Raw genomic sequence first — 13,162 nt, 5'->3', positions numbered from 1 at the left:
GCTCGTTCGGGAACGGCGATGTGGGGCTCATTGCCGCCCGGGCGCTCATGGCACATGGTGAGCTTGTGGCCGGCACCCTGTACGAGCAGCTGGGCGGTGAAACCGCGCTGCGAGCGATCATCGGCGAGTTCATCGATGCGGTGTTCGATGATCCGATGATCGGATTCTTCTTCCGTTCCGCCGACAAGAAGCGCATCAAGATGCTCGAGCTGCAGCACGCTTCGGAGCTGCTCGGCGGCCCCCACCGCTACCGCGGCCGTCCGCTCGACAAGGCGCACGCCAAGCACCCAATTATGGGCGGACACTTCGACCGGCGCTTGCAGCTCTTGCGTGAAACCCTGGAGCGTCGCGAGGCCCCGATCGCGGTGATCGAAACCTGGATCGAGCATTCCCGAGCCTTGAGACCCCTCATCACGGGTGATCCCGACAGCAACTGCAACGCGGAACGGGCGCTGGCCAAGGTTGGCCGCAGCAGCGAGAGCTGAGCAGCCGTAACCGTTCACCAGGGTCTTTCGCTTGGACGGCGGCCCTTGGGCCAAGACCTGGCCCGCATCGGTCACCAGCCTCCGGTCGCTGTATCGATTCGGAACCGCGCGCCCGATCCGCCCGCGCAAGCGGCCGCGTCCTCGTCTCCAGGTCATCCTCCGGGATCGCAGGGGCGCAGCGACGAGAACTCCCTATAGTGTCGACCATGCCTCCGGCGCCTCGACTGCGGGTCGGCCGCTATCGCAGACGCCACCGACGATTCGTCTCGAAGTTGGCGACCGATGCGGGGCTAGATGCGGCCCTGAAGGATGGGAGCGGGTCGTGGTGGCCCGTGCTGCTGCCGTTTCAGGAGCGCGTACAGGCCGATATTGAGTGCCGCGAGCACGATGAGGCCGGCAAGCCCGGTGGCGCCAACGATGAGGTCGCTGCCGCCGCGCAGAGGCATCAACGCCACGCCGGCGGTCGCGTTGATGCTGCCATGCAGGACGGCGGCTGCTACCACGCTGGCGGCCTTCTTTCGAACGTAGCTGAAGAGCGGCGACCAGAGCAGGCAGAACACGACCATCATGACGACGCCGGCTTCTGGGTGCTCGGGGTAGTTGTGGCCGAACAGTATGAGCGGCGCGTGCCACAGCCCCCAGATCGCACCTATCAGCCACGACGAGCGCCAGAATCCAAGGTCGCTCAGCTCGCGATCCAGAAATCCCCGCCAGCCCAGTTCTTCACCGAAGCCAGCCACGGCGTTGAGGGTGGGGCCGGCCAGCAGGCCCTGGATGAGCCCGAGCCAGAACGGATGCAAGGGCAAATCCGTGCTGCTCGTCCGGCCTTCTGCCAAGGCGGCAGGGCTCAGGACGCGCTCCATGCGTTCGTGGATGCCCGACAGGTCGGTGACGAACGATACCTCGGGGAAAGCCAGGCTCACACCCGTGGCCGCGAAGGCTGCTAAAGGCGCCAGCAGCCAGGCGACCAGATACCAGCGGTTGAGCCTGAGGCTAACGCCCAGCTCGGACAGGGGCTCCCTGCAAATCGGACCCTTCACCAGGACGGCCGCCAGGGCTGGCATGAACATGTACAGCAGCGCCATGGGGATCGAGTCCGGTGTCGCCCATTGACCGCCTATCAGCACGAACAGCCCCGCGACCGTCCAGCTCAACCCGAAGGCAAGGCCGACAAAAATCAGCGTCTTGAGGGTGCGTACCTGCATCGTCCGATCAGAGCGCACGCTCCGCCGCAGCGCGGGAGACCTTTCGTGACAGCGCATTGGCGTGCCCAAGCCTCAACCAGCCCTCCAGGGCGGCTGCAAGACCGGCCAACAGGAACAGCATGCTGGCCAGTGGCCGCCGCGCGACCTGTTGCGACCCGGCGCTCGCGCTACGTGCCGGTCCGGAGTCTGACACCGGAACGTCGCCCGGCGTAAGGTCGCTCTCGGCGGGCGGGGGCGCGACAACGAACGCTGCACGTGGCCACGCCCGCAGGGCCGTGTTGTCGGCCGACCGAATCCGGTAGGCGCCGGCGAGACGCGTCCCTGTGAAACCGACGCGATCGTCCGGATGCTCCTGCGCGCGGAACTCGGTCTTGCTACCGTCGGGTGCCGTAATCTCCAGCAGGTTTGCACCGGGCGGGATCGTGAGCTCGACGGAGCTTTGGGGGCTTACGGGTCGGGAATGGACCATCGGCAGCCGCGCCAGCGACCTGAGGACCTCGAGCATCAGCGGCAGGAAGCCGGGGCGGTATGGCAAGTCCGTCCAGTCGTCGTCGATGCTGGTGGCGAGCAGCGCGACTCGGCCACGTCCAACGTTGGAGAAAACCAACGCCGGCGAGCGATCGGGGAAGCTCAGCGCGGTCTCACCGTCTTGGTCCTCCAATACGAGCCGCCGGTGGGTTTCGATCCGCGCCAGCCCTGAGAGATCCCTGAAGCGGGGGGGCGCGTGTGAGCCGAGCCGCAGGCCACGCTGAGCACCGCCCGCGATCTGCACCGGGCGCGCAGCCAACAGATCGGGTAGGCGCTCTTGATACCGGGCAGGCTCGAAGTTTGGGCCCGCGGTGACCAGAAGCCCACCCCCACGCCGGACGAATCGTTCGAGTTGTCGTGCGGTCTCCAAAAGAGGCGCTGGCGCGTTCGCCAAAACCACCACATCGGTCGCGGCCAACGAATGCGCCGCCAAGGCAGGGGCATCGAGTATCCGGTAGCTGAGCAGGCCCGGGTCGGCTGAAGCCAGAGCTCGCGCCAGGAAGCGCAGCTCATCGTCCGGGCTGTTCGGACGTGGATCGCCGTTGATGATCGTCACCTGCAGCGCCTGAGAGTCCCGCAGCAAGATCGCTCGCTGGTTGTCCTGCGCGAGCGCATCATCCACGTCGAGCACGAGCTGCGCCGCGGGATTGCCGCCCATCTCCGGCAGCGACGCATGCAGTATGCCCTTGGCCCGTGAGTGGACGAGAGTCAGGTGGGCCTTGGCCAGGGTTCTTTCTTCATACATGAGCAGCGCATCGAAACTCGCTGCAAGGCGTCCCTGACCCCGAACTTCAAAGGCCACGGAGACGCGGTTGGGCACGGATGGATCCTCCGCTGCGCGCGCGTCCTCGACCCACAGATTGCCGAGGTCGGAGGCCATCGGGCGCAAGCGCTCGAATTCGACCGTGGTTCCGTCGCCAGGCCACGCGATGCGCTCCGGTCGCGTGTGCTTGGCGAAATCGGACAGGATCAGCATCCGGCGATCGCCATGCCGCGCCGAGGCGAGCTGTCGCCGTGCCATCTCGACGGCCCGGGGGAGATCGGTACCCGCGTGGGTCACGAGCCGCTCGGGCGACAGGGCGTCCAGGGCGAGCGCGAGGTTCGACGTGCGACCGACCACGATGCGGGCGGGTTGGGCGGCCGCCACCAGCGCCACCTGAGAGCCTTCGGGAAGTGATCGAACCACGGCCCTGGCCCGTGCTACTGCGCCGTCGAGCAAGCTGCCGTCGCTGCCGGGACGCTGCATCGAAAGCGAATTGTCGAGCACCAGGGCGAGGCTCACCACTTCGCCCTGTCCCCAGGCCACATGCCGGAGCACGAAAGGACCGCCAACGGCAACGCACGCCAGAGCTAGCAGCGAAAGGCGACTCGCCAGCAGCGCGAGGTCCGACAAACGTCGTTTGCGCCGCTGGCTCTGGTGGGCCAGCCGCAGCAGCGCTATGGAAGGCAGAGGCTGCCTGGGCAGCTCACGCTGGCGCATGCGATGAATCAAGAAGGGGATCGCCATCGCCGCCAGGCCCATCAGGGCAAGGGGCGTTTCTAGACCCATCGGCCCCCCCTAGGTCGTCCCAGCGCTCGCGCGAGAACCCGTTCAGGCGGATGGTCCGTTCGGGCCAGGGTGTAGCGCACGCCTCTGGCGCTGCACTGGACACGGCTCGTGTCCAGGAAGCGACGCATCTGAGCCAGGTAATCCGCGCGCAACCGGCTGGGGTCGGTCGTGAGGCCAGGCTCTTGTTCCAGCCCCTCGAATTGCACGGGGTCGCCAAAAGGAAACGTGACCTCGTCGCCGTGCAGCACGTGCAATACGATCACGTCGTGACCACGTGCTCTGAGCAGGGATAGACCCTCGAGCGCGGCGTCTTCGAAGTCGAGCAGATCGCTGGCGAAGACCACCACGCCACGCGTGCGCGCCATCTCCGCGACCTCGCGCAGTGCGACGCTCAGCTTGGTGGGGGCTCCTTCCGGCGCCGGTTTGCTGAGCAGCACCAGCAGATCCTGCAGGTGGCCTGGCCGGCGCCGTGCGGGAATCTGCTGGCGTAGCGAGCCATCGATGGCGCAGGCCGCTACCGCATCCCCCTGCTTGAGCAAGATCAAGGCCGTCGCCGCCAACAACGTGGCGGCGTATTCGGCTTTGCTTTGGCCCCGATGCTCGGGGCCGTAGCTCATCGATCCAGACCGATCCAGCACCAACGTCGCACAAAGCTGCGTCTCTTGCTCGAAGTGTTTGATCACATGACGATCGTTGCGCGCGTAAACGCGCCAGTCGATGCGCCTTGGATCGTCTCCCGGCCGGTAGTCGCGGTGCTCGACGAAAACCGCACTGGCGCCACGATGCGGGCTCTTGTGCATGCCGGACAGAATCCCGGCTACCGTATGCTCCGCTCGCAGCCGCAGGTGGGCAACGCGGCGTGCTACGTCGGGGTCGAGTCGAGGACTCCTTTGTCGAGGCACTATAGAGCGCCGCTCTAGGGCCGCACCGCGGCCAGTAGCTCGTCTACGATGTGACCCACACCCACGCCTTCGGCCTCCGCGCGGAAATTGAGCACGAGGCGATGGTTCAGCGATGGTCGAAGCAGGGCCCTCAGGTCTTCGGTGTCGGCCGCGAAGCGTCCGTTCAGCACCGCACGCGCCTTGGCTCCCAGCACCAGCGCCTGGCAAGCGCGTGGTCCGCCACCGAAAGCAACGAAGTCCTTTACCGTCTTCGGTGCCTGTGGCTCGCCTGGGCGTGAGGCACGCACCAGGGCAACGGCGTGGGCGACCACATGCTGCGCCGCGGGTACCCGTCGTACCAGCCCCTGCAGCTCGAGTATCTGAGCCCGCGCAAGAACCGGCTTCAGGGCAGGTTCGCCGCAGGATGTGGTGCGCTGCACGATCTCGCATTCCTCGTCGGCGTTGGGGTAATCCACGTCGATCTGAAACAGAAAGCGGTCAAGCTGAGCTTCGGGCAGCGGGTAGGTGCCCTCCTGTTCAATCGGGTTTTGCGTCGCAAATACCAAATGGGGCGCCTGAAGGCGATAGGTTCTTCCGCCCACGGTTACCCGGCCTTCCTCCATCACCTGCAACAACGCCGCTTGTGTCTTCGGTGGAGTCCGGTTGATCTCGTCGGCGAGCAGGATATTCGTGAAGATGGGTCCTGGTATGAAACGGAACGTACGTGTCGCGCTGACTGCGTCCTGCTCCAAGACCTCGGTGCCCGTGATGTCGCTGGGCATCAAGTCGGGTGTGAACTGGATCCGATTCGACTCCAGCGACAGAACCTGCGCCAGCGATGTCACCAGGGATGTCTTGGCGAGGCCGGGCACGCCGACGAACAGGCCGTGACCCCGCGCAAACAGCGCCGTCAGCAGCAGGTCCACGACGCCTTGCTGACCGATGATCCTCCTGCGGAGCTGAGCGAGGACGTCCTGCCTGGCCTGCGCCAGCAGCGTCACGAGCTCGGCGTCGTCGCCGGCAGCCGCTGCCCGGCCGTCCCTGGCAGCATCGGTGCGGTCGCTTCTTCTCGTGGGCTGCGTGCTGTCGTTGGGGTGCGCCGGTACCTGGTGCAGGGCTTCTTTGCCGCCCTGCGTACCTTCTTCGAGCTCGGTGCCGTAGCCGGCCTGCGCTGTCTCACCGCCTTTCGCCATCGGATCGGGGGCAGCGTAGCGGCTAGCGACCTCCCAGGCCAGCACAGGCACGTGCCTCCAGACCACGCTCCTGCTCACTATCGGCAACGCGTGCCAAGTCGCAGTGAGGCTGCGGATCGAACGGATTGAGCCGGATCGCTGCCTTTAGCGCGTCGCGTGCACCTACCCGATCACCCTTGGCCAGCCGTGCAGCTCCGAGAAGCGCCTGCGACGGTGCGTGGTCTGGATGCCGAGCAATGACCTTGCTCACTGCACGCTCCGCGCGAACCGGATCCTCGGCGGCCAACGAGCAGCGTGCGAGGCGAGAAGCAATGATGGGGTTGTCGGGGGCGTGCGCGAGCGCCTTGTCGTATTGCAGGCTTGCAGCGAGAACGCGACCGCGCTCCCATAGCAGATCGCCCAGTCGCAAGTGGCGGCGGGCTCGCTTTACGAGGACGTCCGAGCTTTCGTCAACGGGACCCTCGCCACGCCGAAACCGCAGAGCGAGCTTGCGCGGGGCGGTGGAGCCGGAGGCCGAGGATTCCTCGAGCCGCTCCCGCCAAAGCGACTCGAGTCGCTTCCATGGGATGCTCACGACATCGGCGAAGGCGCGCTTGGCGTCTACACCTCGAGCGATCGCGGACACCGCCGAGCGTATGGCGCCCGCGCCGGCGCGTTCCACGAAAAAGTGCATGAACGTGGCAACTTGCGCGAATGCCAGTGCCGCCTCGTTTTGCGAGTCGAGCAGAGCGATCGAAGGGTGCAGCTGCTCGAACGCCAGCAGCTTGTCGTCACGCAACGCGGCAGCCAAGATGCCTTTGGAAGCGGGGTGAAGCTGCAGCTCGGCGGCTCCCGTGCGCCAACTTTGTTCGAGCAGCTTCGCGATGCCCTCCTGCAACCACACGGGAGCCTGGTTGCGAGACACGTAGCCCAACACCAGATGCACGAACTCGTGTGCGATCGTGTCCATCCATGGATAGCCCCTAACGAGAGCCCGGGGTGAAGCGATCATCAGCCGGTTCCATTTGCTGAGCGCGATGGTTCCCGTGCGCTCGATATCCGCCACCGTGAGGCTGGAAACACGCGCGAGGTCTGCAGGCGTAGGATAGATCTCCAGGCGAATGGGCCCAGGCACGCGCTGCCCGAAGAAGGCACTCAGCACGCCGTCCGCGGCGGACAGCACCTGCAGCGCGTAAGGCACCAGGTAGCGATCTGCCCCGGGTGCATACCTCACGACGAACCGCTCGTCCGTCGAACGTTCCTCCAGCAAACGACTGTTGACCTCGAGCGTTTCTGCTAGAAGCTCGCGCATGCCCTGCCACTCCGGGTCGCCGTCCGCGGACGCCGCAAGGGCCCGGTCCATCACCGCCAGGGCCTGCTGGTAGCGGCCCAGCATGAAATGGACCATGGATTCGCGGTAGAGCAGGTGAGGATGCCGTCGATGTTCGGGATCGGCCGCTGCAAGGACATCCTGAGCGTTGTTGGGATGCTGGGCGCCCAGCTGCGCGTCGATCTGCCTCACGGTTTCGACCAGCGAAGCCGGGGTTTGGGCAGCCGCGACCTGCACGCCAAGAAGCGACACGGCCACCAGCACGCCGGGGTGGGCTCTTGCCAAGGTCAACGCAGCAACTCTTGATAGTAGCGCGAAACCGCTCCCCGGTAAGCGCTGGGTGCGGACTCCTTCATGGCCTCGAGTAGACGCCGGCGCAGCTCGTCGGGTCCCGAGCCCTGGTCCGCGCCGGGAATGAGCACGCGTTCACCGGAGTCCGCTGCGTCGTATCCATGTCCATCGCCGCCGCCCGACCTGCGCGAATTGCGCGCCAGGCGGCGTTGCAGTCGCGTCAGGCCGTCCTCGGCCCGTCGCTGCGCGCGCAGTGCGTCTTGTACCTCTCCGGCGTCGAGGGATGCCTCCGCTCGCGACATGGCTTGTCGAGCATCCCGCAGCGCCCCGGCGGCGTCTTCGGACAGGGGAGCGTTGTTGGGTCCCGTTTCAAACCGCTCCGCAAGCTTCCGCGCAGCGACGCGCGCGTTGCGCTGGGCCTTCAGGTTGGCGCGTGCCCTCCGGCGGTCGCCTTCGTCCAGCAGCCGCGACGCATCCGGCGTGAGCCCCTTCAGCTGTCGTTCGAGCGCCCGCATGCGGCGGGTCGCCTCGGCGGCGTGGCGCGCGTTGCGCGCGGTAGCACCGCGGTGTCCGCCGAACATCTGGGCTTCGATCTGCAGGCTTCTGTCCAGCCCTTCCATATCGCTGCGCGCCTCGGCGGCCATCTGGCGGGCTGCGCCCAGATCTTCGGTGCCCAGGGCTGCACGGGTGTCCGCCAAACGCCGCCTGAGTCGTTCCATGACACGCCGATCGGAGTCCGCGAGACCGCCGCCCGCGAGCTTCGCCAGGCTCCGATCAACGCTGTCCAGGCGCCCGCTCAGATCGCGCTTGGCGGCTTTCGGAATGGGCATGCTCCCCAGACGCCCCAATGCGTCCTGCAGCACGTCCGCGCTTGCGCCTGCGAGCCGACCCTGTTCGGCCGCCAGCAGCGCCAGTCGATCCAGAGCTTCGGACATCGCTCGGTCGTGCGGTCCGAAGCGAGCCCTCGCGTAGCCGTCGCTTGAGTCACCCAGCAAGCGTCCGAGGCGTTCGATCCGGCTCGCAAGGTTGTCGAAGCCTTGTTGCGCTGCCTTCATATCACCCTGTTCGATCGCTTCGCGAAGCTGCCTGGCGGCGTCCGCAGTGGCCTCCTTGGGTAGCGCGTCCACGTTGATGAACTCGCCCGGTATGCGACGAGCCATCTGCTGGATCTTGTTCCCTAGCAGTCTCAGGTTTCGTTGCAGTCTGGCCAGCTCGGCCAACGCGGCGCGCTGCGCTTCCGGGGTCTTGGCAGCTCGGTAGCGAGCCAGAAGCTCCTTGAGCCGATCCCGGGCGGATGCGAGCTCCCGGGCGAGCGCCTCGGCGTCCTTCAGCCGAGCCTGCATGAGCAGGTCGGCGAGCAGAAGCGTGTCTGTTTCGAGTGTTTGTATCGACGTGGCGTCCTGTTTCCGCGCTTCTTGCAGCGATCCAGGCGGCCGCCGCTGCGATAGGCTCTCCGAGCGCAGCGACCGTCGCTGCCGGCGGAGCACCTCTCGCAGACGCACGGCTAGTCCCATGCCGAGGTCCTGGTCCTCGAGCTGTCCACTGAGCCGTCCGAGCGCCCTCAGCCAGTCTTGCGTGGCGCTTTGCAGCGCTCTGAAACGGTTGCGCAGCGTTTGTGGTGATCCAGCAACCGGGTTTTCCAGCCGATCCGCCAGCGTGTCCAGCATCTGTGAGACGATGCGCTGCAATCGCTCCAGATGCTGGGTCCGGCGACTGATCGCACTGGCGACTTCGAGTGCCACGGTTTCCGAACGGCCAACGTTGGGCCCTGTCACCTCGTCGCCGTCGCGCGCCTCGAGCCAGAGCAAGGGCGTGTCACCCGGGTTTGCGCCCATGTCCGCCAGCCGGAGCGTGTCTTGTCCGCGCACGCGTCGTCGCGCCGGATGGGTTCCCTGTTCCGACCACAGGGGCCGGCGCAGCAGGCGCCCGCTGGGCAACCGCACGACCAGCTCGACGCTCGCCACGCCCGTATCGTCCTCAGCAACGAACTCGATCGGAATCGGTTCCTCGAGCTCCACGAGGCTCGAATTCTCGGGGGACTCGATCCGGGGTCGGGGTGCTTGATCCCTGACCACGCGGACATGTCGCTCGAGCCCATCGCTCAGCCACTCCACGCCACGTTTCAGTCGGAAATGCAACGCGGCGTCCTTGTCCGCGACGAACTCGCCCTGCAACCGCCCGTCGCTTGCCACGCGCAGCTGCAGCCGCTGCTCGCCGATCCGCAGCTCGCCCGCGCTCACCGCGATGCGTGGCCGTACGGTGAGCAGGATGGTCGTCCCATGGGGCACTTCGATCAACGTGGGGTCGATCAGGGTCGAATTGGGCCGACCCAGGTAGCTGGGGTAGACGAGCCGCACCCTGGTTTGCTCGATGAAGCCTCTTGCCAGCGGTGCTGCGGCAGCTCCGAGGCCTGCGGTCAGCAGCGTCGCGGCGCCAGCGCGGGCATGATCCAGCGCACCTACGAGGATCGCGGTCGCGAACGGTGCAGCTGCTGCCGCCAAGACACCCCGCCGTCGCAGCCAGGCAACCGGAGCTACCCGAGCTGGAGGCAGCTTCCGTAGTGCGGTGCTCACTGCTCGCACGTGGGCCGCTGCCAGCCCCGCAGAAAACCCGCTCGGCGAGGCGCCGGCAAGCTCCAGAGCCGAGCGAGTCTGCGATGCCAGCCGGCGATCGACAACGGCCAGCAGCCCGGCGACACCCTCTCCCCGGAGCGACCAGGCTCCCCTCCACCCGATCCAGCCGGCCAGCAGCGCCGCGAGGCCCACTCCCGTCCACGCGAATGCGAGCCGCAAGGACGTCGGAATCAGGCCGCACACCAGTGACGCGATGGCGAACGTCAACGCTGCCGCACCCAAGGAGAACACCAGCGCGCGCGCGACCAAGAGCGTATAGGCGCGCCGGCGCACGGCACGCAAGTACTGGTTCACCAAGGCAGAATTCCTGTCGTGGCTCACTGCCGTCAGCCTAGCAGCATCCTGGACAAAGCGTTGCGGGCCCCCAGTGGCCCGCGAAAGAACAGCTTTGCACGTCCGGGCGAGGACCGGGTGCCGCTGGCCAAGCGCGACGACGAGGAGTATCGGGGATACTTCGAGCGAGCAAGACAGCCAGCGGTGGCCGGAAGCGGCGAAATGGACGAGCAAGTCTCTCGCGGGCCCTGAGCGTTTCCGGGGTCGCCGGCGGGTCGCCGGCCACGACGCTGGACCGGCCTGCAAAAGCCAATTACAGTAGGCCACGTCGGCGGTGCACACCATGTCGCTTGAGGACTCTTCAGAACACGAGCGGCTCGAGCGAGCCCTGAGGGAGCAAGGTACACGCCTGCGTGAACTGCAGCGAGAGGTGGACCGGCGTGGCGCGCTGGTTCGCGACATGGCGGAGCGGCTGGAACAGCGCACGCCCGCCGAGACCGTTGTCCTCGACGGCGAGTCGAGCCGGGCTCTGGATCGGCTCCGGAGGCAGAAGGAGCAGGCCGTGGCTCGCGCCGTCGAGACCGAAGCCGCTCGCGTGGAGCTCCTGCTGCGCTTGGATGAGCTGTCGGGCGATGTAGCGTGGTTGCGCAGCATGGGCGCACGCCAGTCCGCCGACTCGACGGATGCTGTCGGCCCGGCCGAGATGCGGGCGCTGGAGCCACGCATTGCAGAGCTGGAGCGCGCCCGCGATGGGGCGGCGGCGCAAGCCAGGGCGGCCGAGCAGGGGCTGCATGCGGCAACGCGGCGCACCAGCCAGCTGGAACAGGAGCTGGCAGCCTTGCGGCTCGAGTTGGTCGCTTCGAAGGACGCGCTCGCCGAAGCACTTGCGCCTGGTGGGACAACCGGCCCCGCGCCTGCCGTGGATGCGCGCTTCGAACCCGACCAGTCGTGCTTGGAGGAGCCAGACGCTCGAGCGCGAATCGCGGAATTGAGCGTCGAGTTGGTTAGGAGCCAGCAGCGTTGCAGCCAACTGAAGGCGCTGTTCGAGCGAGTCAAGAACGCCTCAGGGGAAGCGGGCGTAGACGAGGTGGTAGCAGCCTGTGCACGACTGCAGGGAGAGCGTGAGGGCCTTAGGGCGCGTTTGTCTGCTGCCGAGCGCTCGTGGCGGACCAGGTGCGATGCATGGGCGGCTCGCTTCAGCGGCCTCGGCGCACGCGCCGCTTGCGCTGACCTGGCCGCCCAAAAGCTGCGCGACAGCTCGGAAACCTTGAGTACGGTGAACGGGATGCTGCAGGAGAAGAACGAGATCCTGCAAAAGCGAAACGCCAACCAGCTGTCCCGGATCGCTGCGCTCGACCAGCGCGCCTCGGATCAGCAGCGCCAGAGCGAGCAGTTGCAGGCCAGCTACGAACAGCAGCGCCACCAAGCCGCCCAGTACCGGGCGCGCTGCGAGCAGCAACAGCGCGAATTCGACGAGGCGCGCGCGCGTCACGAACAGGGGCGGCGTGAGGCGGACGAGCTGCGTGCGCGTCACGAGCGGCGACAGCGCGAGGTGCAGGAGCTGTTTGCGTGTCGCGAGCAACAGCAGCGCGAAGCGCAGGAGCTGCGTGTACGGAACGAGGAGATAACCGGTGAGTGTGGGCGCCTGCAGCGCGCATCGCAGGAGGCGGAGCAGGGACGGCTAGCAGCCGTAGGGCACGCGCGTTCGTTGGAACAGACGTTGCTCGAGGCAAAGGCGGAGCTCTTGGCTCTGGTCGACGCGACCCTCGACGACGACGCTGGTCCGCCGTCTGCACTGAGCTCGGAGACGGCCGGAACGCGAGCCAAGACCCACGACCCGCAGGCTCACGGGGACGTCGCCCGGCCGAGCAGCGCGGACGTCTAGTCTCCAATTACTAGCCTCGTACGAGCAGCATGACGAGGACAGCATGACGAGGACGCGCACGAATACCGGTACGCGTGCTGGAGCGGGTCCTGACCGAAAAATACAAGCGCCGGGACTCGAGCCGAGTCCCGGCGCTTGAATGTGTTGATCCTACAGCAGGGTTCCGGACTGCGGCCTAGAAGTCCATGCCCGCTCCGGCCCCCGGTGCTGCGCCGGCCGCGGCCTTCTCCTCCTTGGGTCGCTCGGCGACCATCGCTTCCGTGGTGAGCATAAGCCCCGCTACCGAGGCGGCGTTTTGCAGCGCCGTCCGAACCACCTTGGTGGGATCGATGACGCCAGCCTTGAGCAGGTCCTCGTAGTCCTCGGTCGCCGCGTTGAAGCCCGTATTACCGCTCGAGTTGCGCACCTTCTCCACCACGATGGAGCCCTCGATGCCGGCGTTGGACGCGATTTGTCGCAGGGGTTCTTCGATCGCACGCCGCACGATGGAGGCGCCCACCGCTTGTTCGCCGTCGAGCTTGGAGCCATCGAGTGTTTTCTGGCAGCGCAGCAGTGGGGTGCCGCCCCCAGCTACGATGCCTTCTTCGACGGCAGCGCGTGTCGCGTTGAGGGCGTCCTCGACGCGAGCCTTCTTCTCCTTCATCTCGACCTCGGTGGCTGCGCCCACCTTGACCACGGCAACCCCACCGACGAGCTTGGCAAGCCGTTCCTGCAGCTTCTCGCGATCGTAGTCACTTGTGGTCTCGTCGATCTGACGCCGAATGGTCTCGATGCGTCCCTTGATGTCCGATTTCTCTCCGGCGCCATCAACAAAGGTGGTGTTGTCCTTGTCGATGGTGATGCGCGTGGCACGACCTAGATCGTTCAGGGTAACGTTCTCGAGCTTGATGCCGAGATCCTCGCTGATCACCTGGCCACCGGTCAGAACCG

General features: G+C 66.6%; 10 protein-coding genes. 3 read left to right on the top strand and 7 right to left on the bottom strand.

Features of this window, described 5'->3' with window-relative positions; genetic code table 11:
- Window positions 1-47: 47 nt before the first annotated feature.
- Entirely contained in the window at window positions 48-485 is a 438-nt protein-coding gene (locus tag MJD61_21470) for a group 1 truncated hemoglobin (protein ID MCG8557828.1), read from the top strand.
- Between the two features lie 290 nt (window positions 486-775).
- On the opposite strand, the gene MJD61_21465 is transcribed toward MJD61_21470, so the two are convergent.
- Genes MJD61_21465 through MJD61_21440 form a run of 6 tightly spaced genes read right to left on the bottom strand, consistent with a single transcriptional unit; the run spans window position 776 to window position 10,395 of the window.
- Entirely contained in the window at window positions 776-1,690 is a 915-nt protein-coding gene (locus MJD61_21465) for a CPBP family intramembrane metalloprotease (protein MCG8557827.1), read from the bottom strand.
- A gap of 7 nt (window positions 1,691-1,697) precedes the next feature.
- On the bottom strand, window positions 1,698-3,767 hold the full coding sequence (locus tag MJD61_21460) for a BatA and WFA domain-containing protein (protein ID MCG8557826.1): 2,070 nt from the start codon (window positions 3,765-3,767) through the stop codon (window positions 1,698-1,700).
- Window positions 3,758-4,669, bottom strand: coding sequence for a DUF58 domain-containing protein (locus MJD61_21455; protein ID MCG8557825.1), 912 nt, complete (start codon window positions 4,667-4,669; stop codon window positions 3,758-3,760). Before MJD61_21455 ends, MJD61_21460 begins: the two co-directional genes overlap by 10 nt.
- Before the next feature lie 14 nt (window positions 4,670-4,683).
- Window positions 4,684-5,907, bottom strand: a complete 1,224-nt coding sequence (locus MJD61_21450; GenBank protein ID MCG8557824.1) for a MoxR family ATPase — start codon at window positions 5,905-5,907, stop codon at window positions 4,684-4,686.
- Complete coding sequence (locus MJD61_21445) at window positions 5,864-7,441, bottom strand: tetratricopeptide repeat protein (protein MCG8557823.1); 1,578 nt, start codon at window positions 7,439-7,441, stop codon at window positions 5,864-5,866. The genes MJD61_21450 and MJD61_21445 overlap by 44 nt, the downstream gene beginning before the upstream one ends.
- On the bottom strand, window positions 7,438-10,395 hold the full coding sequence (locus MJD61_21440) for a DUF4175 domain-containing protein (protein MCG8557822.1): 2,958 nt from the start codon (window positions 10,393-10,395) through the stop codon (window positions 7,438-7,440). Before MJD61_21440 ends, MJD61_21445 begins: the two co-directional genes overlap by 4 nt.
- A 33-nt stretch (window positions 10,396-10,428) precedes the next feature.
- Between MJD61_21440 and MJD61_21435 the strand changes: the two genes are divergently transcribed.
- Together MJD61_21435 and MJD61_21430 are read left to right on the top strand one after the other, a co-directional pair.
- The gene (locus MJD61_21435) at window positions 10,429-10,599 is read left to right on the top strand and encodes a hypothetical protein (protein MCG8557821.1); all 171 of its coding nucleotides are present in this window, start codon (window positions 10,429-10,431) and stop codon (window positions 10,597-10,599) included.
- Between the two features lie 91 nt (window positions 10,600-10,690).
- Window positions 10,691-12,232 carry a hypothetical protein gene (locus MJD61_21430; GenBank protein ID MCG8557820.1) on the top strand — a complete coding sequence of 514 codons (1,542 nt, stop codon included), beginning with the start codon at window positions 10,691-10,693 and terminating at the stop codon, window positions 12,230-12,232.
- 175 nt (window positions 12,233-12,407) lie between these two features.
- On the opposite strand, the gene groEL is transcribed toward MJD61_21430, so the two are convergent.
- On the bottom strand, window positions 12,408-13,162 hold a 755-nt coding region (groEL, locus tag MJD61_21425), incomplete at its 5' end, for a chaperonin GroEL (GenBank protein ID MCG8557819.1).

The sequence above is a fragment of the Pseudomonadota bacterium genome, from assembly GCA_022361155.1.
Classification (GTDB): domain Bacteria; phylum Myxococcota_A; class Polyangia; order Polyangiales; family JAKSBK01; genus JAKSBK01.
This window is presented reverse-complemented; position numbering and strand designations above follow the sequence as displayed.